This is a genomic window from Kibdelosporangium banguiense (assembly GCF_017876405.1).
Taxonomy (GTDB): domain Bacteria; phylum Actinomycetota; class Actinomycetes; order Mycobacteriales; family Pseudonocardiaceae; genus Kibdelosporangium; species Kibdelosporangium banguiense.
In genome coordinates this window covers 9001795-9026670 of the sequence record NZ_JAGINW010000001.1, presented here as the reverse complement: position 1 = coordinate 9026670, position 24876 = coordinate 9001795, and the positions used below count along the sequence as shown (strand labels likewise).

At 66.3% G+C, this 24876-nt stretch carries 26 protein-coding genes; 14 read left to right on the top strand and 12 right to left on the bottom strand.

The window, feature by feature from the left end; translation table 11 throughout:
• Positions 1 to 29: 29 nt before the first annotated feature.
• Genes JOF56_RS41010 through JOF56_RS41000 form a run of 3 tightly spaced genes read left to right on the top strand, consistent with a single transcriptional unit; the run spans position 30 to position 2249 of the window.
• Positions 30 to 866 carry an NAD(P)H-binding protein gene (locus tag JOF56_RS41010; protein WP_209644985.1) on the top strand — a complete coding sequence of 279 codons (837 nt, stop codon included), beginning with the start codon at positions 30 to 32 and terminating at the stop codon, positions 864 to 866.
• A 45-nt stretch (positions 867 to 911) separates the two neighbouring features.
• Positions 912 to 1385, top strand: a complete 474-nt coding sequence (locus JOF56_RS41005; RefSeq protein ID WP_209644984.1) for a MarR family winged helix-turn-helix transcriptional regulator — start codon at positions 912 to 914, stop codon at positions 1383 to 1385.
• Between the two features lie 30 nt (positions 1386 to 1415).
• Positions 1416 to 2249 carry a GNAT family N-acetyltransferase gene (locus JOF56_RS41000; RefSeq protein ID WP_209644983.1) on the top strand — a complete coding sequence of 278 codons (834 nt, stop codon included), beginning with the start codon at positions 1416 to 1418 and terminating at the stop codon, positions 2247 to 2249.
• Positions 2250 to 2273: 24 nt separating this feature from the next.
• Here JOF56_RS41000 and JOF56_RS40995 read toward each other — a convergent pair whose 3' ends face one another.
• Positions 2274 to 2666 carry a VOC family protein gene (locus tag JOF56_RS40995; protein ID WP_209644982.1) on the bottom strand — a complete coding sequence of 131 codons (393 nt, stop codon included), beginning with the start codon at positions 2664 to 2666 and terminating at the stop codon, positions 2274 to 2276.
• Positions 2667 to 2819: 153 nt separating this feature from the next.
• Between JOF56_RS40995 and JOF56_RS40990 the strand changes: the two genes are divergently transcribed.
• Complete coding sequence (locus JOF56_RS40990; RefSeq protein WP_209644981.1) at positions 2820 to 4421, top strand: discoidin domain-containing protein; 1602 nt, start codon at positions 2820 to 2822, stop codon at positions 4419 to 4421.
• A 59-nt stretch (positions 4422 to 4480) separates the two neighbouring features.
• Here JOF56_RS40990 and JOF56_RS40985 read toward each other — a convergent pair whose 3' ends face one another.
• The 9 genes from JOF56_RS40985 to JOF56_RS40945 form a co-directional block, all read right to left on the bottom strand.
• Positions 4481 to 5350, bottom strand: a complete 870-nt coding sequence (locus tag JOF56_RS40985) for a fumarylacetoacetate hydrolase family protein (RefSeq protein ID WP_209644980.1) — start codon at positions 5348 to 5350, stop codon at positions 4481 to 4483.
• Entirely contained in the window at positions 5347 to 5757 is a 411-nt protein-coding gene (locus JOF56_RS40980; RefSeq protein WP_209644979.1) for a RidA family protein, read from the bottom strand. Before JOF56_RS40980 ends, JOF56_RS40985 begins: the two co-directional genes overlap by 4 nt.
• Before the next feature lie 10 nt (positions 5758 to 5767).
• On the bottom strand, positions 5768 to 6154 hold the full coding sequence (locus tag JOF56_RS40975; protein WP_209644978.1) for a cupin domain-containing protein: 387 nt from the start codon (positions 6152 to 6154) through the stop codon (positions 5768 to 5770).
• Positions 6151 to 6852, bottom strand: coding sequence for a cupin domain-containing protein (locus JOF56_RS40970; RefSeq protein WP_209644977.1), 702 nt, complete (start codon positions 6850 to 6852; stop codon positions 6151 to 6153). Before JOF56_RS40970 ends, JOF56_RS40975 begins: the two co-directional genes overlap by 4 nt.
• Positions 6849 to 8444, bottom strand: a complete 1596-nt coding sequence (locus JOF56_RS40965) for an FAD-dependent monooxygenase (RefSeq protein ID WP_209644976.1) — start codon at positions 8442 to 8444, stop codon at positions 6849 to 6851. Before JOF56_RS40965 ends, JOF56_RS40970 begins: the two co-directional genes overlap by 4 nt.
• A complete protein-coding gene (locus tag JOF56_RS40960) occupies positions 8441 to 9169 on the bottom strand; it encodes an SDR family NAD(P)-dependent oxidoreductase (RefSeq protein WP_209644975.1) in 729 nt (242 codons plus the stop codon). Before JOF56_RS40960 ends, JOF56_RS40965 begins: the two co-directional genes overlap by 4 nt.
• Complete coding sequence (locus tag JOF56_RS40955) at positions 9166 to 10746, bottom strand: phytoene desaturase family protein (RefSeq protein WP_307855480.1); 1581 nt, start codon at positions 10744 to 10746, stop codon at positions 9166 to 9168. Before JOF56_RS40955 ends, JOF56_RS40960 begins: the two co-directional genes overlap by 4 nt.
• The gene (locus JOF56_RS40950; protein ID WP_209644974.1) at positions 10743 to 11792 is read right to left on the bottom strand and encodes an Ldh family oxidoreductase; all 1050 of its coding nucleotides are present in this window, start codon (positions 11790 to 11792) and stop codon (positions 10743 to 10745) included. Before JOF56_RS40950 ends, JOF56_RS40955 begins: the two co-directional genes overlap by 4 nt.
• A 95-nt stretch (positions 11793 to 11887) precedes the next feature.
• Complete coding sequence (locus JOF56_RS40945; RefSeq protein WP_209644973.1) at positions 11888 to 12865, bottom strand: AraC family transcriptional regulator; 978 nt, start codon at positions 12863 to 12865, stop codon at positions 11888 to 11890.
• 165 nt (positions 12866 to 13030) lie between these two features.
• Between JOF56_RS40945 and JOF56_RS40940 the strand changes: the two genes are divergently transcribed.
• From JOF56_RS40940 to JOF56_RS40900, 10 genes are all read left to right on the top strand, one after another.
• Positions 13031 to 13828 (top strand): SDR family oxidoreductase, encoded by a 798-nt coding sequence (locus JOF56_RS40940; RefSeq protein WP_209644972.1) that lies wholly within the window; start codon positions 13031 to 13033, stop codon positions 13826 to 13828.
• A gap of 5 nt (positions 13829 to 13833) precedes the next feature.
• Positions 13834 to 15060 carry a styrene monooxygenase/indole monooxygenase family protein gene (locus JOF56_RS40935; RefSeq protein ID WP_209644971.1) on the top strand — a complete coding sequence of 409 codons (1227 nt, stop codon included), beginning with the start codon at positions 13834 to 13836 and terminating at the stop codon, positions 15058 to 15060.
• The gene (locus JOF56_RS40930) at positions 15057 to 15575 is read left to right on the top strand and encodes a flavin reductase family protein (protein ID WP_209644970.1); all 519 of its coding nucleotides are present in this window, start codon (positions 15057 to 15059) and stop codon (positions 15573 to 15575) included. Before JOF56_RS40935 ends, JOF56_RS40930 begins: the two co-directional genes overlap by 4 nt.
• Before the next feature lie 11 nt (positions 15576 to 15586).
• On the top strand, positions 15587 to 16435 hold the full coding sequence (locus tag JOF56_RS40925) for an FAD binding domain-containing protein (RefSeq protein WP_209644969.1): 849 nt from the start codon (positions 15587 to 15589) through the stop codon (positions 16433 to 16435).
• Positions 16432 to 16911 carry a (2Fe-2S)-binding protein gene (locus JOF56_RS40920; protein WP_209644968.1) on the top strand — a complete coding sequence of 160 codons (480 nt, stop codon included), beginning with the start codon at positions 16432 to 16434 and terminating at the stop codon, positions 16909 to 16911. Before JOF56_RS40925 ends, JOF56_RS40920 begins: the two co-directional genes overlap by 4 nt.
• On the top strand, positions 16908 to 19358 hold the full coding sequence (locus JOF56_RS40915) for a xanthine dehydrogenase family protein molybdopterin-binding subunit (RefSeq protein WP_209644967.1): 2451 nt from the start codon (positions 16908 to 16910) through the stop codon (positions 19356 to 19358). Before JOF56_RS40920 ends, JOF56_RS40915 begins: the two co-directional genes overlap by 4 nt.
• A complete protein-coding gene (locus JOF56_RS40910) occupies positions 19355 to 19780 on the top strand; it encodes an SRPBCC domain-containing protein (protein WP_209644966.1) in 426 nt (141 codons plus the stop codon). The genes JOF56_RS40915 and JOF56_RS40910 overlap by 4 nt, the downstream gene beginning before the upstream one ends.
• A 1-nt stretch (position 19781) precedes the next feature.
• Positions 19782 to 20654, top strand: coding sequence for an amidohydrolase family protein (locus JOF56_RS40905; RefSeq protein ID WP_209644965.1), 873 nt, complete (start codon positions 19782 to 19784; stop codon positions 20652 to 20654).
• A gap of 156 nt (positions 20655 to 20810) precedes the next feature.
• On the top strand, positions 20811 to 21743 hold the full coding sequence (locus JOF56_RS58585; RefSeq protein WP_307855479.1) for a helix-turn-helix domain-containing protein: 933 nt from the start codon (positions 20811 to 20813) through the stop codon (positions 21741 to 21743).
• Positions 21667 to 21858: a DUF397 domain-containing protein gene (locus JOF56_RS40900; RefSeq protein WP_307855478.1), complete on the top strand. Its 192-nt coding sequence runs from the start codon at positions 21667 to 21669 to the stop codon at positions 21856 to 21858. Before JOF56_RS58585 ends, JOF56_RS40900 begins: the two co-directional genes overlap by 77 nt.
• Positions 21859 to 21869: 11 nt before the next feature.
• Here the strand turns inward: JOF56_RS40900 and JOF56_RS40895 are convergent, their stop codons facing one another.
• Positions 21870 to 23102, bottom strand: a complete 1233-nt coding sequence (locus tag JOF56_RS40895) for an alpha/beta hydrolase-fold protein (protein WP_209644963.1) — start codon at positions 23100 to 23102, stop codon at positions 21870 to 21872.
• Positions 23103 to 23114: 12 nt separating this feature from the next.
• Positions 23115 to 24875 carry a DUF5605 domain-containing protein gene (locus tag JOF56_RS40890; protein WP_209644962.1) on the bottom strand — a complete coding sequence of 587 codons (1761 nt, stop codon included), beginning with the start codon at positions 24873 to 24875 and terminating at the stop codon, positions 23115 to 23117.
• Position 24876 lies beyond the last annotated feature (1 nt).

Genomic DNA, 24876 nt, shown 5'->3' with positions numbered 1-24876 from the left:
GTTGGACTATCCAGAGTTTGGAGTAAGTCATGTTCCTTGTCACCGGAGCCACCGGCAGTGTCGGGCGGCACGTCGTCGCCGGGCTTCTCGCCGAAGGTCACTCCGTACGCGCGCTCACCAGGAATCCGGAGACCGCCGTGCTACCGGACGCCGCCGAAGTCGTGCACGGCGATCTGGCCAGGCCGGACGAGCTGGCGGTCGCAGTGCAGGGTGTCGACGCTGTCTACCTGGTCGCGATGGGCGATGCCCCCGAGCAGTTCGTCAACCTCGCCAAGCAGGCCGGTGTTCGTCGCATCGTGCTGTTGTCCACCGGCGACGTGCGAGACGACGTTGCCCGGCAACATGACGCGGTCGCCGAGCGCCATGCGCGGTTCGAGCATGTGATCCGGTCGTCGGGCCTGGAATGGACGTTCTTGCGCCCCAACGAGTTCGCCGGCAACAGCCTGCACTGGGCACCGCAGATCCAGGCTGGCGACGTGGTACGCGCGCCGTACGGTCAAGCGCGCACCTCTCCGATCCATGAGCGTGACATCGCGGCTATCGCGGTCCAGGCGTTGACCGATGACGGGCATGCCGCGGTGGCGTACCAGCTGAGCGGGCCGCAGACCTTGAGCCACGCCGACCAGCTTGACCTCATCGGTGCCGCGATCGGCCGGAAGCTGCGCTTCGAGGAGATGCCCGCAGTCCAAGCCCGCGAGGAGATGATCCGCTATGCGCCACCGGCGATCGTGGACGCGGTGCTCGGACAGCTCGCCGCAGCCGTCACCCACCCGGTCGGTGTCACGCACGCGGTGCAGGAAGTGACCGGCCGGCCACCGCGTACGTTCGCTGAATGGGCCACCGAGCACGCTGCCGACTTCCGGTAGCCACATAATGATGGTCGGTAGACATCAATGACGAGGTAGGTCCCGTTGGCGAATCCCCCCAAGCAGAAGCTGATCGACGAGCTGATGCTGGCCGTCACCGACCTGCAGAACGCCTCCGATGTCGCCGACCAGGCCATCAGCGACAGTCTCGGCCTCAACCGCACCGACGCGCGCTGCCTGTCATGCCTGATCACCCGTGGCCCGATGACAGCAGGCGAGCTTGCCGAAACGGCCGGGCTGAAACCGGGGGCGCTGACCTTCGCAGTCGACCGCTTGCGGGAGGCGGGTTTCGCCGAGCGCGCGCCCGACCAACGAGACCGTCGCAGGATCATCATCGCGGCTTCCGACAAAGCACGGCATCTCGCCGAACAAGTGTGGGGCCAGACCATCGCCGAGGCGCAGACCCAACTCGACCGATACACGTCCGCGCAACTGAAACTGCTCACCGGCTTCGTGCGGGAACAAGTCGAGCTACAGCAACAGCAGGCCCATCGCATCCGTACCTGGAACGGACGTTGATGCAATTCTTTGACAGGAAAGGGGACACGCGTGTCGTTGTTCTGTGACACCGGGCTGGCTGAGCGGATCGAGCAGGCGGAGGTGCGGCTGATCAGCGCAGGCTGCGAGGCTGCCCGGGGCAGGGGAGCGCGTGGCCTGCTGTTGCCGGTCGCCGGGGGTGTGGCGAGCGTGGCGGAGGAGGGGTCGCCGCTGAACAAGGTGGCTGGCCTGGGGTTCGCGGGGGTGCCGACTGAGAAGGACGTCGAGGAGATCGAGCTGGCGTTCGGCGACATCCCGGTCCAGGTGGAGCTCGCGCATCTGGGCGATCCGGGGATCCCGGCGCTGCTCACCGCCCGCGGTTATCGGCTGGTGTCGTTTGAGAATGTCCTGGGCCTGGCGCTGGACGGTGGCTACGAGCGCGTCGACCCGGCGGGGGTGGAGGTTCGCCGCACGGACGAGGATTTCGAGTCCTGGCTGGACACCGTGGTCGAGGGATTCGCCAGTCCGGACAATCAGGGAGTGCCGTCGCACGAGGAATTCCCGCGCGAGATCCTCGCGAACGCCATGCGTGACCTGGTCGCGGCAGCTGGGGTGCGGCGCTATGTGGCGTTGTACGAAGGCGAGCTCGCGGGTGCGGCGAGTTGTCGAGGTGACAACGGCGTCGCACAGCTCACGGGCGCGGCGACCGTGCCCAAGCATCGGCGCAAGGGAGTGCAGACCGCGCTGTTGTCCGCCCGGCTGGCTGATCTGGCGGCCGAAGGTTGCGACATCGCCGTGATCACGACCCAGCCAGGCTCCAAGTCGCAACAGAACGCCCAACGCCAGGGCTTCGACCTGCTCTACACCCGTGCTGTGCTGGTGAAGCCCGCGCCGGAAACCGGATGACGGATCGCCGGATCCGATCTGTTGCTACCCGTAGATGATCAGCTCCAGCAAAGAACCGTCCGGGTCACGGAAGTAGATGCTTGTACCGCGGCCACGCCCGCCCCAGCGGACGACTGGTCCCTCCTCCGCAGGCACTTGGTGGCGGCTTAGGTGGGTCATGGCTTCATCGACCGTGCCTGGCCATGTGAAGCAGAGATCGCTACCGCCCGGAACCACCGGCGGACTCGCCACGAGCGGGCCGATGTCCAGACCTGGTCCGTGAACGTTGAGTTGCTGGTCGCCGAACCTGTATGCGACGCGGCCATCGGGGTGGTCGACCACCTCCGCGCCCAGCACGTCCCGGTAGAAGTTCGTCGACCGCTCCCAGTCGCTCACCGCGATCACGCAGTGGTCGAGCCTGACCTTGATCTCCGGCATCAACGAAATGTACCGCGGCGGGCTTCCGGGCATTTCGGGCAACGCCCGGAGTTTGTCAGGAAAGGTTCCTAACAAAGCTTGACCCGTGCCGCGCTGGGCGGGAAGGTGTACGCAGCCGCCGCGACACTCTGTACTTTCACATGCGGAGGCATGATGAGACGCCGTGCGTTGTGCACTGTGGTCCTTCTTGTTCTGATGTCCGTTTTCACCGGTGTGCCGGCCAATGCCGCCACCACCTATCCGATGTTCCTCACCTTCTACGGGTGGTGGGACAACACGCCACCCGGGGGTGACATCGCCTACCCGCAGATCCACAACACCGCCGGGGGCAAGGGCACCTACGCCGACCCCATCACGTTCGCCACCTCCACTTCGGAGCTGCGCGCGGGCACCAAGGTGTGGGTTCCCCGGGTACGCAAGTACTTCATCATGGAGGACTCCTGCCAGGAGTGCGGCGAGGACTGGAACGGTGAAGGCCCGAACGGAGGGCCGGGGCTGCGGCACATCGACCTGTGGCTCGGCGGCAAGGGCGGCGACCCGATGGCCGCCATCGACTGCGAAGACGCGCTGACGCACTACAACCCTGACAGCACACCGGTTATGGAATCTGTTGTCGTCGACCCGCCGTCCGACGAACCATACGATCCCACGCCGATCTTCAACACCGGCACCGGTGAATGTTACGGCGGTGCACAGCCGAACACCACATTCGGCTCGTACAGGAACGTCTCCACGGGCCAGTGCATGGAGAATCCCGGCAATAGTTCCAGTCCTGGCACGCAGATGAAGCTGGCGGCCTGCTCCGGCGCGGCCGCGCAGCAGTTCAAGTTCCACGGCGCCTTCTTCGAGATCAACAAACTCTGCCTGGGCATGTCGGGCAGCAAGATCGTGCTGCAGACCTGTACGGCCGGGCCGAACCAGCAGTGGTCGGTCAACCCCAGTCTGACCATTTCGGATATTCAGACCGGCAAGAAGTGCTTCCGGGCAGCCAGTGGCGCCGTCACCGCGGCCAGTTGTTCCGGGACCGCGAGCCAGTGGCAGTTCACGCCCGCGGGCACCAACGATTTCTCCGTGGCGGTCAACCCCGCGTCCGGATCGATCACCGGCGGCGGTGCCGTGACGGCGACTGTGGCGACCACGGGCTCCGGTGAGATCAGTCTCGACTCGTCGAACGTTCCCCCGGGCGCGGTCGTGACGTTCACCCCGGCCACGGTGACTGCGGGTGGTTCCTCCACGTTCAGAGTCGCGACTACGGCGGACGCACCGGCAGGGACGTACCCGATCACGATCACCGGCACCTCCGGCGGCAAGACCCACACGGCCACCTTCACCTTGACCGTCGGTGGAAGCGGCAACCCGACCCTGCTGTCCCAGAGCAAGCCCGCGACCGCGTCCTCGACTGAGTCCGGCAGCTACCCGGCGAGCGCCGCGTTCGACGGCAACCTCACCTCGACCCGTTGGGCCAGCAAAGAAGGCTCGGATCCACAGTGGATCCGTGTGGACCTCGGCAGCACCGCCACCATCTCCCAGGTCAAGCTCAGCTGGGAAGCCGCATACGGCAAGTCGTACACCATCCAGACCTCGCCGGACGGCAACACCTGGACGACGATCTACACCACCACGACCGGAAACGGCGCCACAGACGACCTCACCGCCCTCTCCGGCACGGGCCGCTACGTCCGCATGAACGGTACCGCCCGAGGCACTTCATACGGCTACTCCCTCTACGAAATGCAGGTCTACGGCACGCTTTAGTTCACCTCGTGTGGTGCCGGTGCGTCCGGCACCACACCAGCGCCGATGAAGCGAAGTACTCACCAGGGAGTCGACAGACTGACGGTGTTCAGGACGCGATTGCGGAGTTCGCCGAGGCCACTGACCGCGGTGACCACCTCGTCGCCGGGCTGGAGGAACACCTGGGGCTCGCGGGCGTTGCCGATTCCGCTGGGGGTTCCGGTGAGGATCACGTCGCCGGCTCGCAGGGTCATGCCCCAGCTCAGTTCGGCGATGATTCGCTCGAACCGGAACGCGACTTGCCGGGTCGAGGCCTGTTGCAGGGTCACGCGGTTGACGTCACAGCGGATTGTGAGGTCATACGGGTCGTCGATCTCGTCGAGTGTGGTGATCCAGGGGCCGAGCGGCATTGTGCCGTCGATGCTCTTGCCTTTGAGCCATTGGCCGCCGTGCCGGCGCTGAAGGTCGCGCTGGGATACGTCGTTGGCGACGCAGAAGCCGAATACGTGCTCCCAGGCGTGTTCTTCGGGGATGGATCGGCCGTCCTTGCCGATCACGAGTGCGACTTCGGCTTCGTAGTCCCACTTCGTGGAGATCGCCGGGTCGTGGGCGATGTCGTCGTAGGGGCCGATGACGGTGCCGGGGCCTTTGGTGAAGAACGTGGGGTGCTTGGGGCGTTCGGCCGGGTCCTGGCCTTCGCGTTTGCCTTTCGACTCGTCGAAGTGGTCCCAGTAGTTCCAGCCGGTGCACAGGATGTCGCGGTTGAACCGGCGCAATGGCGCGGTCAACTCCACGGCACTCAATGGGAGGCGTTCGGCGAAATCGAAATCGACGCAACCGCCTCGGACGATGTCGTCGACCGAACCCGGCATGACCGCGGCAGTGCTGTCCTCGGGACGTACCGCGGCGAGGAGTTCCTTGCCGTCCAGCAGGACGGTCGCGAGTTTCATCGTTCGTCCTCGTCGGGCAGCACGGCGATGGCGTTGATCTCGATCAGGTAGTCCTTGTTCACGAACTTGGACACTTCGACCATGGTGGAGGCAGGTGCCACACCGGTGAAGTACTGCCTGCGCACGGAATGGATGGCGGCGAAGTCCTCCATGTTGCGGACATAGACGTCGACGCGGGCGATATCGTCGAGCGTGCCGCCTGCGGCCTTCACGGCTGCCGCGAGGTTCTGGCACACCTGGTGGGTCTGGGCCGTGATGTCGCCGACGCCGGTGACGTCGCCCGTGGCGTTGCGGGCGGTCATGCCGGAGACGAAGAGCAGGCGTCCCCGGGCGGGGACGACGGTGGCCTGGGCGAAGTGTCCATTGGGGACAGCCAGGTCGGGGGAGACGACTTCGTGTTTGGGCATGGGATTTCCTTCAGCGGGCGTCTTCGGGGTCGCTGTACCAGTCGGGCTGGGTGGGATAGTGCGGGCCGTCGTAGATCTCCAGCAGCACGGACTCCTCCTCGGCGATGGTCGGGCCGTGCGAGGCTCCCTTGGGGTTCCAGTAGAAGGCGCCCTCGGTGAGCGTGATGCCGGTCGGCGTGTAGGTGTAGCGGCCGCTCAGGCAGTACATGAACTGGTTGGAGGCGTGCGCGTGCCGGGACGGAATACCCGAGCCTTTCTCGAACCGGACCAGAGCGATGGAAGCACCGGTCTCTTCGTCACGCCACAGCATCTTGTGCGACAGGCCCGCCAGCGTCTTGTCGACCCATTCGAGGTCGCGGGTCCGCAGCAGGATCTCCTCGAGATGGTTCGTGGTCATCGGTTTTCTCCCAGGTACTTCAACTCGATCAGTCGGCTTCGGTAGCGGGTGGCGCCCGCGTTGACGAACATCTGGACATCGCCGGGTTCGAGATACCGCACGGAGCCCGTGGGCTCGGTCACGACCGGCCCTTGCGCGGCGAGGGTGTCTATGCGGGTGTCCGAGCCGTCGAGCGTGATCACCACATGCGGGTTGCAGTGTCGGTGCCACATAAGCGAAGCGCCCGGGTCGAGCACGATTTCCCACGCGCGCACAAGGTCGGTTTCGAACACGACGTGATGGCCGACCGGTCCGGTCCCGGGCTCCGGTTGTAGATGTTTCGGCACGATCGCCGGCACCACGTCGCCCACGGCGTGCTCCCCGATGTCGAGCAGTTCGATCAACCGGTTGCGATACGGCGTCGTTCCGACGTTGGTGAGCATGTGCACCGGCGATGTGGGCCGAAGGATCACGCCACCGACGTACTCGTTCACGAACCGCGGTGGGGCGCCGTCCAGCCAGTCCATCCGCCCAGGTGACGCTTCGAGGTTGACCACGAGATAGGGGTTGTGGTGCAGGTGCCACGGCTGGGACTCGCCCGGATTCAGCGCCACTTCCCACACACGCACCCGGTCGTTGGCGAGCAACTCGGTCTGACCGATTTCGGCGAGCACAACCTGCGGCCCATCCGGTACCCGCGCAATGGTTCCCGCTGTCATTTCAGTCCTTCCGCAAGAGCCTGAGCCGATGCCCGGCCGGTGATGCGTGCGTACACGTCGCCGATCGGGTCGGCGGGATCGAAGCCGACGATCGCCGCGACGTGCCCGTCCGGGCGGACGAGGATCGCGCTGTCCGGCGCGACCCCAAGCCGGCGCGTGGCCCGCTCTCCGGGATCGAACAGCGCGCGGTCGCGCAGCCCGGAGTCCAGCGGCGCATCCCACCGGCTCACGACGTAACGCCGCAACCCGGGGGAGTCAGCAGGTAACTGCGGGTTGCGCCGCGCATCGGTGAAGTACAGGGCGACGAACGCGTCAGCGCAGAGGTCGTGTACGTGAATCGCGCCGTCAGGGCCGAAAAGACGTACGTCAGGCAGGCGGTCACCGGTCCGGGCCGCGTGTGGCGCGTCGCCGGTCGCGATCATCGACCAGTCGCCGGTGCCATCGACATCCAGCCGGACACCAAGCAGGGAGCGGGTCACGGCCACGCCCCAGCCACCGCCTGCCATGGCGGATACGCTCGAGTCCCTGCGGTCCATGTACGCGCGGGCGGCCTCGGCCATCTCGCCAGAGCCGCGGACGGCCACCGGTGCCTGTTCCCGTTCGTAACCGTCCAGAATGGACTCATCTGCCCACCCCCGGAGTACCCATGCAAGGCGCCACGGCAGATTCGAGGCGTCGAGTACGCCAGTGTTCAGCCCCAGCGCCCACATCGGTGTGATCAGGTGGGCAGCGTCACCCATGAGGAAGACGCGCCCGACACGCCAGCGGTTGGCGACTCGGTGATGTACGGGGTAGATGTTCGTGCCGATGACACGCAGGCCGTCGACATCTCCGATGAACCGCTTCGCCTTGGCGGCGAGCTCGGCGTGGTCGGGTTCGGGTCTGCCGGATTCGAGCGGGTAGAGAAACCGCCAGCAATGTGGTTGCCGCACCAGGATCATCCACTCCGCCGGGTCGCCGAAGTAGGCCAGGTACGGATAGTCCCTCGGGTTCGCGACGTCGAGATCGACTTCGAGGTCGACGAGCATGTACCGCTGGTCCAGGGTGTGCCCCTCGACGGTGATGCCGAGCTGCTCACGGGTCTGCGACCGGCCGCCGTCGCAGGCCAGCAGGTACTGTGCGGCCACCCGTCGTTCGCCTTCAGGCGTGTCGAGCAGGATTTCGACGTGGTCGGAGTGCTGGGTGAAGCCCGTCATCCTGTGTTTCATATGGACGGTTCCGGGCGCCAGTTCGTCCAGCCTCCGATGCAGGACGGGTTCCATGTGGTGTTGCGGGATGTTGACAACAAAGGGAAACCGTGTGTCCTCGGTCAACAGTCCGGTTCGGACACTGTCACGGGCGGTGCCGGTCGCCCGGTCGAGGTCACCGATCTCGTCGATCCTCAGTGACGCACGCAGGACTGTGTCGACGGCGTCGTAGCGATGCAGAACCTCGAGAGTGCGGGTGAGTACGGTTCCGGCCTTGGTGTCCAACGAGAGTGCCTCGTCTTCCTCGAACACCATGACCGGGATCCCGTGGTGCACAAGGCCGAGTGCGGTGATGAGCCCGACCGGTCCGCCGCCGACCACGGCCACCGGAAGTGGTTCGGTCATGAGGCCTCCTGGGCGAAGGCCCGGTCCCGGGTCAGGGTCGAGCCGGTCATGGTGGCCGCGTCGGACAGCAGGAACAGCAGGCAGCCGACGACGTCCTCGGGCGAGCCGATCCCGGTGGTGGCGGCCCAGTGTTCACGCTCGCCGCCGCTTGGGTTCGCGGCACGGAACTGCGGTGTGTCGATCACTCCGGGGAAGACAGTGTTCACCCGCACCCGGTAGTCGGCGACCTCGGCGGCCAGTGACTTCGCGAAGGAGATCAATGCTCCTTTGCTTGCCGCGTAGGCGGCAGCCTGGGCACGGCCGGCGTGGGCGAGGCCTGACGAGAACACGACGATACTTCCGGAGCGCCGGGCGATCATGTCGGGCAGCACTGCCTGGCAGCACCAGACGACGCCGTCGAGGTTGACCGCGAGGGTCTGGCGCCAGGTGTGGGCGTCCATTCCCACGACGTCGCAACGTGGCTGCACCGCTGCGCCCGCCACCAAGGCGTCGATGCGTCCGTGCTTGTCCAGCACGGCATCGACGGCATGCAGGACCGCCTCACGGTCGGACACGTCTACGCGGTGGTGCTCGATCCGGTCATCCAGATCCTCGGCGGGCGCCACGTCGAACACCACGGCGGTTCCGCCGCGTTCGGCGAACGCCCGGGCGGTGGCCGCGCCGATCCCGTTCGCCCCACCGGTCACGAGCAGGACCTCGCCCTGGGCATCGAAAGTGGATTTCATGCTTTTCTCCTGAGCAGGCGTTGTGCGACAAGGTGGCCTGAGGCCCCGCCAAGACCTGGACCGGGATGGGTGGACGCGCCGATGTGCCAGAGACCGGGTACCGGGGTCGAGTGCCGGGCGCCGGTGGGAGTCGGGCGCCAGAGGAAGTTCTGGTCGAGTTCGGCGGATCCCCCATACGGATCGCCGTGCACAGCGTTGACGTTGTGGGCGGCCAGATCTGCCGGGGTGATGACGTCGATCGCGCGAATGTTCTTGGCCAGGCCCGGTACGTGCGCGGCGACCCGATCGATTACCCGCTGTGCGAACGCGTCCGCCAGCTCCCGGGTCCAGCCGTTGGCAGTGTCGAGTTCACCGGCCGCATCACCTGTTGGCGCGAACGGCACCTCTTGCAACTGCAACCACAACGCAGCGGCGCCGTCGGGCACGCGCGTGGGATCGAGGACGTACTGCTGTCCCACCACGACAGTCGGCTTCGCGGGCAACAGGCCGGCTTCGGCCTGGGCGCAAGCTATTCCGGTGCTCGCCGAGCCATCGGAGAGGTGGATGAGCGGCACCTGGGAAAGACTGGTTTGCTGCCATGCCGGGGGCTCTGCCAGCGCAACATGGATCTGCATTGCCCCGCGCCCATAGCGGAACCGTTCGGCCTCGTCGGTGAACCGGGTGCTTGTGGCGCCTGCGGGCAAGAGGTTCTGCACCAGAGCGGTCGGTGTGCACGAGGCCACCACCGCCCGGCGAGCCCGGATGTGACGTCCTGCAGCGACAACGCCGACAGCACGACCATCCTCGACAAGGATGTGCTCGACCTCGGTACCGGTGTACGCACTGACACCGAGTTCGGCGAACAGTTTGCCGAACGTCTCGACCAGCCGTGCAGACCCGCCCGCGACGACAGGCAGACCGAAGCCGTGCATCGTGGCGGCCAGGATCGGGATCATCAGGCCGCCGGACGCGTGATCAGGGGAGAGACCCGCGTGCAGCAGCCACGGTGACCACAGATGATCCACCTCGTTGCCACGAAACTCCCGGCGGCAGTACGAGCGGCCGCTGGTGACGGTGTCTCGCAGCAGGCGGGCGAGGTGGGAACGCCCGGCGGTACGAGCGAGTTTCAGCCCTGTCCGGACGGTCGATCCGGACAGCAGTTCCGAGCCGAGCAACGTGCCGAACGGCTCGGCGATGCCGAGAAATCCGTTGAGGGCAGCCAGATAGGTGTCGCGGTCGCGGCCATCGGCAAACAGGGCTGCGGTGCGTTCGGGGTCGCGGTGAGCCGCGGTCACACGCCCGTCGTCGGCAACGCTGGCGGTTACCCACTCGTCGGTGTTGCGGTACTCGAGGCCCAACCGGTGCAGATCGTCGCCAAGTGCCGCGTACGCGGGTCCGGAGACGAACAGCGGGTGCCACGACGAGTATGTGTCGTGCCGGTAGCCGGGGAGCGTTCGTTCCTCGGTCGCGATGAATCCGCCGAATGTGTCGTTGCGCTCCACCAAGGCGACCGACCAGCCTGCTTTGGCGAGCTCGGCCGCGGCGACCATGCCGTTGATGCCGGAGCCGATGACCACAGCGTCGACCTGTTCGTTCACCGCACACCTCCGATGGCGAGTTCGACACCGAGTGAACGAGCCGTGTCGATCAGCGCGCTGCGCACGGCAGGCTCCAGGCGGACGCCTTCGACGCGTGCCTTCTCGTGGCGGAGCGCTTCCAGTTCGCCTGGGAGGTACACGCGGTCGATTCCCGGCGCCGCAGGGGTGTTCGCGATGTTTGTGGCGAAGGTCCGCATCTGTTCCTCGAACGTGCCACCGAAGGCGGCCGGATCCAGGGCGAGGAAGAAATGGGCGCAGTCGTTGGGGACAGCCGTGTCGGCGTAGAGACCGGACACGCCGGCGCCGAAAGCCCCGCCGGACAACACCCCGGTAAGGACATCGACCATGACCGCGAGCCCGTATCCCTTGGGACCGCCCGCAGGAAGCAGCATGCCTGCGAGCGCCGCCGTGGGATCAGTGGTCGGTACGCCGTCCGCGTCCGTGCTCCAGGTTGCAGGGATCTGCCGGCCTTCGGCTGCGGCGATACGAACCTTGCCCAGCGCGGCCTCGGACAGCGCCATGTCGAGCACGATCGGGGCGCGTCCCGGCACCGGGGCCGCCAAGGCGAGCGGGTTGTTGCCCACGACCGGTGCCGCGCCACCGGGGGCGGGCATCAGAGGCCGGGTATTGGCGGCGGCGAGGCCGACACAACCTTGCTCGGCGGCGGCCAGGACGTACCGGAAGGCTCCGCCGAAGTGGAACGCGTGGCGGACGGTGACGGCGCCGATGCCGAACTCTTTCGACTTGGCCACCGCGAGACGCATCGCCTGATCGCCGGTGAGCTGACCGAGCGCGTTACGTCCGTCCAATGTGGCCACTGCGGCCAAGTCGGCGACGACCTCGGCGGTCTGCGCTGTGCTGACCGACCCGCGGCGAATTCGCTCCACATACATCGGAACGAGCATCGCGCCGTGGGAAGGAATACCACGGCAGTCAGCGTCTACAAGGGACCCGGCGACCACGCGTGACGGGCGTTCGGACAGTCCCGAAGCAGTGAAGATCCGGCTGATCGTTTCGGTCAGTACGTCGATCGGGACTGCGTCCACCGGACACCTCGCTTCGCCGTTCGGCCGTGTCCGGTCACCGTACGAGCGGGCATCGGGCCGGGCTATCCGCTCAGCGAGCCCGCTGTCCGGAAACCTCAGCCACGCAGGGTCGCGGAGGGTGATTCGCCGAACCGCTGCCGGTACTGCACTGAGAACCGGCCGGCGTGCAGGAACCCCCATCGCATCGCGACGTCCGTGACGTTGGTGCGGGCCGGATCGGCTAGCTCCAGTTCGGCCCGCACCCGACGCAGGCGAACTTCACGCAGGTAGTTCATGGGCGTGGTGTCGAGGAACCGCCGGAATCCGTCCTGAAGCGCGCGCACACCGATACCGACGGCCTCCGCGACGTCCTCCACGGTCAGTGGTTCCGCCGCGTGCGCGTCGATGAGTTCCGCCGCCTGCTTGATCACCTTCGGCGCGCTGGGCGCCGGGTCACGGTGCAGGGCGGCGCTGTAGTTGTTCGGCTGCGCGATCAGGAGCTGGCTGAACAGCAGCCGTTGGAGCTCCGTCATGGCGAGTGGCTCGGTGGGGATCGCGCCGTCCATGTCGATCTCGCTGCGCATCAGCTCCACGACGTTGCGCCAGGAACGAATGGCCTGCTGGGTCATGTCCATGCCGAGGTCGAACCGTAAGGGCTGGGCCAGCGGCCGGCCGAGCATCTTGCTCAGGTGACGTTCCAGGGCCTCGCGGTCGATCCACACGATGAGCTGGGGATTGTTCGCGCTCCACCGCATGACCAGATCCCGGTCGGGCGCGGGCACGGACGCCATCAGCGGGTCGGAGAGCACCGAGTCCTTGCCGCAAATGATCTCGGCGTGGCCCGCCAGCGGCATCTGCACGAGGAAGAAGTCCTGCAGCTGTCCGGGCGCGATCCGCACTTCGGCGCCGTAGTCGAGGTAGTTCAGCCCCACATCGCCGAGCCGGACGGAGTGGAACCGGGCATCGAGCACGCCATGACCGTCGAGCGGGAGCAGCTGATGCGTGCAGAAGGCACGGGTCACCAACTCGCGGGCCTCGTCGACATCGCGGGTGTGCGCGCCCTCGTGGCGGAACAGCGGGGGCTCGTCGGTCATTGTTCACCTCCGGCACGGCTGGTGGTCACTATGCGCCGATTTGCCGCCGGACGCGACACCCCGCTGCCGGGACCTCGTAAAACGCATAGCCGCCGCGCCGGGTGGATAGCTGAGACCCGGTCGCGTCCTTAACGTCCTCGTCCAACCTGACTCGGAGGAGGTGCGATGCGGGAACTCACTGGCAGGACCGCCGTCGTGACCGGCGGTGCGACGATCATCGGACAGGCCGTGGTACGCACGCTGCACGCCCAAGGTGCCCGAGTGGTGATAGCCGATATCGACGATGTCGGCGCGAAGGCTGTGGCCGATGAACTCGGCCCGCACGTACTGGCCGAACACACCGACATTACCGACGATACGGCGATCGCGCGCTGTGTCGCCACCACCGTCGACCATTTCGGCGGCATCGACATCCTGGTCAACCTCGCCTGCTCCTATGTCGACGACGGCGCTGATTCCACACGTCAACAGTGGACCCAGGCCCTCGACGTCAATGTGGTCAGTGCGGCGATGTTCGTACAGGCCGTACGTCCGTACCTGGTCGCACGCGGCGGTGGCGCGATCGTGAACTTCACGTCCATCTCGGCCAAGGTGGCGCAGACCGGGCGCTGGCTCTACCCGGTCAGCAAGGCGGCGCTGGTGCAGCTGACCCGCAACATGGCGCTGGACCTGGCCGCCGACGGCATCCGGGTGAACTCGGTCAGCCCAGGCTGGACGTGGTCGAAGGTGATGGACGAGCTGACCGGTTCCGACCGTGCCAAGACCGACCGCGTTGCCGCGCCGTTCCACCTGCTTGGTCGCGTCGGCGACCCCGAGGAGGTCGCCTCCGTCGTGGCGTTCCTCTGCTCTGACGCCGCCTCCTTCGTCACCGGAGCCGACTGGGCCGTCGACGGCGGCTACTCGGCACTGGGCCCCGAACAATCCGTCCCGGCCATTCCCCAGCTCAGCGATCCCCAGAGGTGAACACCATGCGCTCCATCACCATCGTCGGCGCGGGCCAGGCGGGCCTGCAGCTTGGCCTCGGTCTGCTCGACCACGGCTACGACGTCACCATCGTGTCCAACCGGACGCCGGACGAGATCAAGACCGGAAAGGTCATGTCCAGCCAGTGCATGTTCGGCGGCGCGCTGGCCCGCGAGCGAAAGCTGGGCCTTGATCGGTGGGACGAGACCTGTCCGCCGGTCGAGGGCATCTCGTTCACCGTGCCCGACGGCGCCGGTGGCAAGGCCATCTCGTGGGCGTCACGGCTCGACGTCCCCGCGCAGTCGGTGGACCAGCGGGTGAAGATGCCCGTCTGGATGAACGAGTTCGAGCTGTTCGGCGGCAAGCTCGACTACATCGACGCCGGCCTCGACGACCTGGAGTCCTACGCGCGCTCCGCCGATCTGGTGATCGTGGCCGCGGGGAAGGGGGAGATCGCCAAGCTGTTCGAACGGGACGCCGAACGCTCCACCTACGACGCGCCGCAGCGGGCGCTCGCGCTGACCTACGTCACCGGCATGCGGCCGCGCGACGAGTACTCGGCGGTGTCGTTCAACCTGATCCCCGGTGTGGGGGAGTACTTCGTTTTCCCGGCCCTGACCACGAGCGGGCCGTGCGAGATCATGGTGTTCGAGGGTGTGCCCGGCGGCCCGATGGACCGCTGGGGCGAGGTCCGCTCGCCTGAACAGCACCTGGAGACGTCGGTACGGATCCTGGAGCAGTTCCTGCCGTGGGAGTTCGAACGCTGCGGCGATCTTGCCCTGACCGACGACAATGGCATCCTCGCCGGCCGGTTCCCGCCCACCGTGCGCAAGCCTGTCGGGGTACTGCCGTCGGGCGCCACTGTGCTGGGTCTGGCGGACGTGGTGGTGCTCAACGACCCGATCACCGGGCAGGGATCGAACAACGCGAGCAAGTGCGCCGCGTCATACCTGTCCAGCATCCTCGAACACGGTGACCGGCCGTTCGACCAGGCGTTCATGCAGGACACCTTCGAACGGTACTGGGACTACGCCCAGTATGTGGCCGCGTGGACCAATGCCCTGCTGGCCCCGCCTCCGCCGCATGTGCTCGAACTGCTCGGCGCGGCCGGCGGGCATCCCCGCATCGCGCGCCGGTTCGTCAACGGCTTCGACGACCCCCGCGACTTCTTCCACTGGTTCATGGACCCTGCCCAGGCACAGGCCTATCTCGCGACCGTAGGTGCATCATGACCATCTTGACGGAGCAGCCCGTGACCAGGGACTTCGGCCCGCGTGAACTCCGCTCGGCCCTTGGCCACTACGCCACCGGCGTTACCGTGATCACTGCCTGCACCCCGAGCGGACAGCGGATCGGCGTCACCGCCAACTCGTTCACCTCGGTGTCGCTGGAACCGCCACTGGTGTCGTGGTGCCCGGCCAAACGTGCGCCCAGCCTGCCCGATCTCAAGCAGGCCACGCACTTCGCGGTCAATGTGCTGGCTTCCGGCCAGCACCACCTGTCGCAGCAGTTCGCCACTCCGGCGCCGGACAAGTTCGCAGGTGTTCCCATCATCGACGGCATCTGTGGTGTCCCGCTGATCGAAGGCGCGCTCGCCCGGTTCGAATGCCGGACCGTGCGCTGGGTGGACGCGGGTGACCACCTGATCTGCATCGGCGAGGTCGAGCGCTTCGACACCGCCCATGGCGATCCCCTGGTGTTCCACGCCGGGTCGTACCACGTGGCCGCGCGTCACCCCGAATTCTGAGGCGGCACACCGTGATCCTCCCGCCCATTCGGTACCTGCGGCCGGACACTCCGGCCGATGCCGTCGCTCTTCTGTCTGAAGTGGACGACAGCGTCGTACTGGCCGGTGGTCAGACGTTGCTCAACATGCTCAAACTCGACCTGGCCCAGCCCGCGGCACTCGTCGACGTGCATCGGATCGATGCCTTGCGCGGCGTCAGCCAGACCGAGGACGGCACGCTGATTGTCGGTGCCGCCACCACCTATGCCGCCCTGGCCTCATCGGCTGAGGTGTATCCCGCTGTGGCCCAGATGGCGGCCGGACTGGTCGACCGGCAGGTCCGCAACCGCGGCACCATCGGTGGGAACTGCTGCCTCAACGACCCGACCAACAACTTTCCTCCGTTGCTGACCGCCTTGGACGCACGATTTCGCGTTCTCGGTGCCTCAGGCGAACGGGTTTTGCGCGCCGACGAGTTCTTCCTTGGCACGCTTGCGACCGCGGTAGGCAGGGGAGAACTGCTCACTTCGGTCGAAATCCCGGCCCTGTCCCCGAATTCGGTCGTCGCGCACGAACACTTGCAGGTGGGTGCCGATTCGTGGGCGATCGCGCGGGCCATTGTACGGCTCGACGTGACTGACGGCATCGTTACCGATGCTCGCGTGGTGTTAGGCGCCGTCTACGGATCGCCGCTTCGCCTGCCCGAGATCGAACGCCTTCTTGTAGGCGCCCAAGCGACACCTGAGCTTGCCGATGCCGCTCGAGGCCTCGAGGTGGACACGGCGGATGACGTGCACTGTTCGGCGGCCTATCGCAGAGAGATGGCAGAAGTTCAGTTGCGGCGCGCGTTGCGTGCCGCGGTGGAAAGGAGCACTCGATGACGGACCGGGACATCACCGTAACCGTGGACGGGAAGCCTGAAACCGCTGCGGCACAGGATCGCACACTGCTGGTGCACTGGCTGCGTGACGCGCTTGACAAGCGCGGTCCCAAGATCGGTTGCGACACCGGGAACTGCGGCGCCTGCACCGTGCGGTGGGATGGCGCCCTGGTCAAGTCGTGCATGGTGCTGGCGGTCCAAGCCGATGGCGACACGGTCGAGACCGCTGCGGGATTGTCTGAAGTGGACGGATCGCTCAACCGAGTGCAGCAGTGCTTCAAGGACCATCACGCCCTGCAGTGCGGCTACTGCACCTCCGGAATGCTGATGACCGCGACGGACTTCCTCGACTCCGGCGAATCCGTCACCGAGGAGACCACGCGTCGCGCCATCAAGGGCAACATCTGCCGTTGCACCGGCTACCACAACATCGTGCAGGCTATCCGCGCTGCCGCAAGCCCTGAGGAGCGTCTGTGACCTCCGACCAGATAGCCCGGCCCATGCTGCGCCAACAGTTCACCGGCAAGCCGTTGCCCCGCAAGGAGGACGACCGGCTGCTCAAGGCCCAGGGTGAGTTCGGCGACGACACTCCGGTCGCTCACCTCGCCTATCTGGTGTTTGTGCGTTCTCCGTACGCGCACGCCCGCATTACCGCGATCGACGTATCGGCTGCGGAACAGGTGCACGGCTACCTCGGCTGCTTGACGCCTGACGAGGTCGAGACGCTGACCGATCCCTACATGGAGCTGCAGGGGCCGCCGGGTGATGCGGAGGTGGACCGCTGCCTGGCTTCCGGCGGTGTCGTGCGCTTTTCCGGGGAGCCGGTCGTCGCAGTCGCCGGCGCGTCCCGGGAGACGGCGCGGGACGCTGCTGCGGCCGTCGTCGTCGACTACGAGCCGTTGCCGCATGTGCTCGACGCTCGAGAAGCGGTCCAGCCTGAGGCGCCGCTGGTGCATTCCCAGATCGGGGTGAACGTCGCCTTCGACGCGCTCTACGACTGGGGTGACATCGACTTCGCGCTGGAGAACGCCGACCATGTGATCGAGGTCGACGAACTGCACTTCCACAGGTTCTCCTCGACACCACTGGAATGCAGCGCGATCACCGTCGAGTACGACGCAGGTGTCAACACTTTCACCTTCACCGGCGGTTTTGCGACACCGCAGTTGGCGACGTTCAACCTCGCGGTGGCGCTGCGCCATCCCGCGAACCGGCTTCGCGTGCTGAGCAAGGACTTCGGCGGCTCGTTCGGCGTCAAGATCAACACCCATATCCCGGCCACTGCCGCGGCATTGTTGGCCCGCAAGCTCGGCAGGCCGGTGCGGTGGACGGAGACCCGGACCGAGCACCATCTGATGGGCGGGCACGGCAACGAGCGGTGGTTCCGTGACGTGAAGCTGGCCGTCCAGTCCGACGGCACGGTCCTGGGTTTGACTTACGACGCGCTCGACGACGTCGGCGCCTACACCCGCTATGAGCCGCTCGGTGGCGTGATCTGGACGCAGGTCACCAATGCCTGCTACCAGCTCAAACACCTCAAAGTCCGCTACCGGTCGGTGTACACCAACAAGGGGCCGGTACACCCCAACCGCGGTTACTCCCGCATGCAGCATCTGTGGCTGGTCGAGCGGATGATGGACATCGCCGCGCACAAGCTCGGGTTCGACCCGGTCGAGTTCCGGCTGCGCAACTACGTCCAGCCGGACCAGTATCCGTACACGACTGTCAACGGCTGCGTATACGACTCGGGAGACCTGCCCCTGTCACTGCGCAAGGTGTTGGATCTCATCGATTACCAGGACGCGCGGCGGCTGCAACGGGAATCCGCGGGTTCGGGCAAACGAATCGGTATCGGCATCGGGTCTACTTTGGACTCCGGTACGAACAACTTCGGCCAGGCACGCCTGATCAACGCGCACCTGCCGTTCGGCGGCAACACCGAAGGCGCGCTGGTCCGGCTCAGCGCGGACGGTTCGGTCTACGCGACGACAGGCGGTGTCGCGTTCGGCCAGGGACACGAGACCACAGTCGCCCAGGTCGTCGCCGACATGCTGGGCGTGGCCTACGACGACGTGCATGTGCAGCGGGGCAGCGACTCGTCGTTGTCCGCGCAGACCGGGTTTTCCGGCTCGTACGCGTCCCAGTTCGCTGTCACCGGTATCGGCGCGATGATCAACGCCACCAACCGGCTGATCCGGGAAATCTCGCTCGTCGCGGCCGCCACCCTGGGGTGCGAGCCGGATGAGATCGAGCTCGCCGAAGGCGCCGCGCGAGTGGCGACAGACCCGGAGCGCGCGCTTGCGCTCGCCGCCGTCGCGGGAATCGTCCACTTCTCACCCGTCGACCTGCCTGCCGAAGTCGCGGAGGAAGTCGGCTTGGTGGCACGGTCGGTGTACCGGGCACCCTTCGAGTTGCCTGACCTGGAACGTAAGTACGGCAACCTGACCCTCACCTACGCGACCCAGATCCACGCCTGTGTCGTGGAGATCGACGAAGAGACCGGGCACACGACACTGTTGCGCTACGCCATGGTCGACGACTGCGGCACGCCCATCAACCCGATGGTGATCGAGGGACAGGTCCACGGCGCCACGGTGCACGGCATCTCGGCGGCGCTGTTCGAACACTTCGCCTACGACGCCAATGGTCAGCTGGCCGCGGGGAACTTCTACGACTACCACGCGGCCACAGCCCTGGACCTGCCGAGCTTCGGCTACGACAACGTGGTGAGCCCGTCGCCGTTCACTCCGATCGGCGCCAAGGGCATGGGCGAGGGAGGCGGCGCCCCGCTGCACGCGCTCAGCGCCGCGATCCAGGACGCCGTCGGCACCAGCGCGATGGTGCTCGAGTCCTTCAACCCGCCGGAGCGCGTGCTCCGGCTGCTGCGCGGCCTTGACGCCGAGAAGGTGAAGGTGGCCCGATGAAGCTGACCGGCCGGTTCGAGACATCGACTGGTGCGACGGCTCTGCTCGCGCTGCAAGGCGGCCCGGACGTGTTGACGGCGGTACCCAGCCTGAGCAGTGTCCGGACCGACGGCGCCGGCAACGTTCGTGCGATCTTCACCCCGCGCTGCACGTTCATCCCGATGCCGTTCTCGATCACTGTGGCCGTCCAGCAGGCGCGTGCTGCGGGAGCGGTTCTGTCCGTGCACGGAACACGCGGTCCGACAGCGGTTGATATCCTGCTGCGACTGGAGTTCACGCAGAGTCCACACGGGACCTCTGTGTCCTGGACCGCGGATGTGGCAGTGCGAGGACCCGGAGCCACTGTGGGGCAACGTGTGGTCCGCGATCTCGTGTCCGCCGCCCTCGACGAGGTGCTCCGCGACACCGCTGCGGTGGCGTGAGATGACTTCGATCGACCTGCACGTCCACCTCGCGCCCAAGCATGACGGCAGCCCGGTGGGGCCGCCCGCCCTCTACCGCCCGGACGAGGCCGAGGCCTACCTCGACCGGGCAGGGCTGGACGAGGCCGTCGTGTCCATCCCGCCCCCGTTCTTCCGCCAGGGCCAGCCCGGAGTCGCACGCGAGGTCAACGACGGCCTGCTCGACGTCACCGCCGGGCGTTCCCGCCTGCGCCCACTCGCCTATCTGCCATTCGAGGACCCGGAAGCCGCCGCCGAGGAGTACGACCGAGTCAAGGCGGACGCCCGATTTGTCGGAGTGTGCGGCGCGGCAGGCGGCAAGTCCGTGTCTCTGGCCGACTCCCGCTTCGGTCCACTGTGGAAGGCGCTTGACGCTGACGCGCGACTGCTCCTGCTACACCCCGCCACGTCACCCGACAACCGCCTCGACCCGTTCTATCTGCACAATCTCCTGGGCAACCCCATCGAGACCGCAGTCGCCACCGCCCAGCTCGTCTTCGGCGACGTCCTTGCCCGACACCCCAGTCTCAGGGTCCTGCTCGTGCACTGCGGCGGATGCGTACCCGCCGTCGCAGGCCGCTGGCAACGTGGCCTGGACACCGCACGACCCGGCGTCGAAACGCTCACCGAGCCACCACGGCTAGCGTTACGACGCATCTTCGTGGACTGCCTTGCGCACGACCCCGCCCAAGTCGACCACGCCATCGAAGTGTTCGGTCCGGACCGCATTGTGCTCGGCAGCGACTGGCCCTTCGCCATGGGCATCGTCGACCCACGAAGCCAGATCGCACACCGTGGCCCCGCATTCGTGGAACAAGTCGCTACCACCAACGGTACGCACGCACTCACCGGGTGAGCCTCTTGGTCCGGTTTCGGGCGTGGCTGAAGGTCCTGGACGAAACGGTGACCCGCCCTTCCTACCGGTGAAAGATGGGCGCCGGTGTGCGTCGTTGGGGTGGATTCGGCGCGGCGTGCCTGAGGTTTCACCGATGCCGGTCCTAGCGTGGTCGGCATGGGCAATCGTTACGTCTCGGCCGCTTACCGGGAGTTGGGCGCGATGCTGGTCAGGACCCGGCAGCAGGCCGGACTGACCGCGACGGAGGTCGCGCGCAGGCTTGGCTGGCCGCTGACAACGATCTCCCGGATGGAGAACGGCCGCCGGACCACGACAACGACCGACGTCATCCAGTACGTGGTCATGTGCGGCCTGAAATGGCACGAGCTGCAACCATATGTGGAGTTCACCAGGCTTGCTGAGCGTAAGCAGGGCTACTACCTGTCGGACGAACGAATCGACGGTTCCCTGCAGTCACTGATCTTCCACGAGTCTTCGGCAGAGCATGTGCTGAGCTATGAATCGCAGGTGATCCCCGGCCTGTTGCAGACACCTGACTACGCCCGAGCTCGCATCATCGCTATCGAATCCGGCATCGCCGAGGAAACAGTGGCGGGTGCTGTTCGCACTCGAATGGAGCGACGACAGGTTCTGAACCAGTCGCAGCCCCCGCGGTTCACCTTTTATATCCACGAACACGCGTTGCGACTCCGTGTCGGCGCGGACAAGATCATGCACGAGCAACTGCTGCACCTTGTGTTCATGGCCGCGCCAGACAACGTCACGATGCGGATCGTGCCGAGCGCGGCTGGCGCGTTTGGTGAGGCATTTCGCCTGATGGAGTCCCATGAATTCCGCCCTGTGGTCTACCTGGACGACCTTCGATTCGGTGGCCTGATTCTCGACGCCCTTGCTTACGTGAACAGCTATCGCGAACTCGTGTCCAAGCTCGCTGATGTGGCCCTGGATGAGGGACAATCTCGGGAGTTCGCGGCCAGACTGGCCGACGAGTACGACCGAGGGAGTCAACAGGGTGTCACAGACGTCCTGGCGCAAGAGCAGCCGCAGCAACGGTGTGGGAACCGACTGCGTGGAGGTGGCGTGGCCTAGCCGCCCTCCATCTCTGAGTGCTGACGGGGTTCTGGTCCGCGATTCCAAGAACCCCGCCGGTCCCACGCTCACCATCCCTGTCGCCGCCTGGCGCGGGCTTCTCGCCACTCGCTGAGGCGGGGTGACTCAGGCGCGGCGCTGGTCGAACAGCCAGTCGAGGATGACATCGTTCGGGTAGGTGGGAATCCAGGAGCCGTGGCTGAACACCGGTGTCGTACCCGCGGGGAACGTGGTGAAGATGTGCTTGCTTCTTGACCTGGCGGCGCGTGCACGCGCGTCGGCGGCGTAGGCCTCCTGGACGCGTTCCGGTGCGGTGCCGGGCCACTCGCTCCAGGTGACCGGACGGCCCGCCGCCTCCAGCGCCTTGAAGATCCGGTAGTCCGATCCTGGAACGTCGTAGCGCACGACGGAGTCGTCGATGGAGTGCACGGCCCAGATCGGGAACTTGCCGAGGTTGGTGACGGCTGCTGTCTCGTCGCCTGCGCCGCAGACGAGGATGGCGCCGGCGAATAGATCATGGTTCTCGGGCAGGAACGCCCACGAACCGTATGACCCCATGGACAGGCCGGTCAGGTAGACCCGGCTCCGGTCGATCGCGGGGTTCTTCGCGATCGTTGCTTTCACCAGGTCCAGGACGGCCGCGCGAATGTCGGATCGCCACCATCCGCCGGTTCCGGGCGTGCCAGGAGGTGCTTGGGGAGAGAGAACGAAAGCCGGCCGCGCCGGGTTCGCGAAGGCCACGGAGATCTGGTTCCCGGCGATCTGGGCGAAGTTATCGGTGCCGCTTTCGCCGTGACCGTGGAGGGTCACCACGAGCGGATATTTCCGGCCGGGGCGCACTTTGGGGGTGAAGAAGCGGTACGGCAGCGGGCCGGACGTGCCGGAGCTGTAGTCGTCGACGACGGGGTTGCTTATCCCCGTGTTGGTCACCCCTTGGACCTGGTAGGCGCCTTTCAGGTCGTAGAAGCGCGTGTAGTAGCCCTCGTTGTACGCGGCGCGGGCGAGTGGGTCGTTCTCGTCCAGTTCCAGGATGACGTACCTGCCCGGCCGCGGGTGCTCGCTGAACTCCGGGGCGTTGTTCGGGTAGGCGTCCACGACCGTGCGGGTACCGGTGAGAGGGTCGGCGTCGGGCCGGGAAAGCGTCACCTTGACATCGAAGGGTGATTGTCCACCATGGACTGGCCGGTCGTACTCGATCGCGAGGCCCGCGACCTTGTATCCCACCGGGCTTACTGTTGTGATGACTGTGGCGTCTATCGCGCGGGGTTTGCCGGGCTTCGCTTCCGCAGTTCCCGTGAACGCGGCGCCGACCGCCGGCACGGTGAGCCCTGCCCCGAGTAATGTTCGCCTTCTTATCATGTAATCCACTCCTCATTGAGCCGAGATCGCGATAAGCCGGACTGCCATGAACGGGCGGCCGGGCAGCGGGACCCGGAACGAGCCCTCGAACGAACCTGGCTGCCGTTCGACTGTCATGTTCCAGGTGTCGATCACGTCGACGGTGTAGTGAGCGCCGGGCGGACGGATGATGTCGCGATAGCGTGGCCGCCCGAAACCGAAGTACGCCAACAGGTACCGGTCGGCGACACCACCCCAGGGAACATCCCAGTCACTGGGGAGTGGATCAAGCGTGCCCGTCGGCGATTCTGCCATGACCGACAGCAGGAACGCGACCCGTGCCGGGGAATCGCCGACCAGTTCGCCACCTTTGGACCACCAGAGCTCTTCCCGGTCGTTGAGGTAGGTCTCGCCGTGCCCGACGTATCCGCCGCGCACCGCGCCTTCCCAGCAGCGGCGCGTGAACTCCTCGCCGCTGATGTTGCCCCAGCCCTGGTCGATGTCGCCTTCGTAGGCGCATTCGTCGATGACGATCGGCTTTTCCCACTGGGTGCGCCAGTCGTCGGTGTTCTCCGCGGTGCGGTAGACGTCGATGCGCTGGACGCTGCAGTGCGTGATCCAGGGCCGCGAGTAGTCGTAGAAACCGAAGCAGTTGTGGATCGACAGCAGGTGCCCGGACGGGTCCTCGCCGGTGATGATCTCCGCGAGGCGCTCCCAGTCGGCGATCTCCTTCGACCGCACCAGGTCGTACTCGTTGGCCAGCGACCACCACACGTTGCGGAACGCGGACAGCCGCCGCACCACGTACCGCACGTACCGGTCGTCCGCGATGTGCCCGAGATCCGAGAATCCCCACCGGTCGTAGGCGTGGAAGAGGATCAGGTCCGCTTCGATGCCGATTTCGCCCAGCTCGCGGATACGGCGTTCGAGGAGGTGGAAGTACTCGGGGTCGAACCGTTTCGGGTCGAATTCGCCTTCCTCGTTCTTAGGGAAGGGGAAGACCGAGGGTTCGTTGGTGTTGAAGAGATATGCCTTGGGGAACAGGCACATACGGAGTTTCGTGAACGGCGAGGTGCGCAGCGTTTCGAGGGTTTGTTCCTGCAGTGGCAGCGGCTGATGTGTCCATGCGTACGCCGTCGTGCCCAATGGGTGGTGACGGGTGCCGTCGGCGTGGGCGAAGTGGAACGTGTCCACGACCCGCACTGGGCCGTGGTTTCCTTGCCCGGGTTCGGTGGCCGTGAACTGTCCTTCGACGCCGTCCAACGAGCGGGCGTTGGATTCGGTGGTGAACGACCAGTCGCCGGTCTGCGGTGGCATGAATCTGATGAGGTACCGGCCGTCGCCATCGTAGAAGCCGCCGACGCGGACGTGCCGTCCTGGCGCGGAGAAGCGTGCCGTCAGCTCGACGTCGACGAACGGGTTGCCGTGGGAAGGACCTTCGAGAAGTACTTCGAAGACATCCCAGCGTTCGGCGGAGTCCGGGTGTCGGACAGTCGCCGAGCCCCGGGTGACGTCTTCGGTCTCGTAGTCCGCACGCGGGACGATCGGTGTGGTCTCGCGGACCCGGACCGGGATGTCCGCTTCGAGCGCACCGAGTTCGTGCCAGAGCTTCTCGCGCGCACTCTCGTCGAGGAATTTTCCTCCGTAGGCGACCACCTGTCCCAGTGGAAACTGGTTCATCTGGGTGAACAACGGTGAGTTGATCACGCCGGGCAGTTCGCGTTCGAGGATCGCGCGGGCGGCTGGATCGCCGAGCGCGTCGGCGAGGCGGGATTGCTTGGTGAAGCCAGGCACG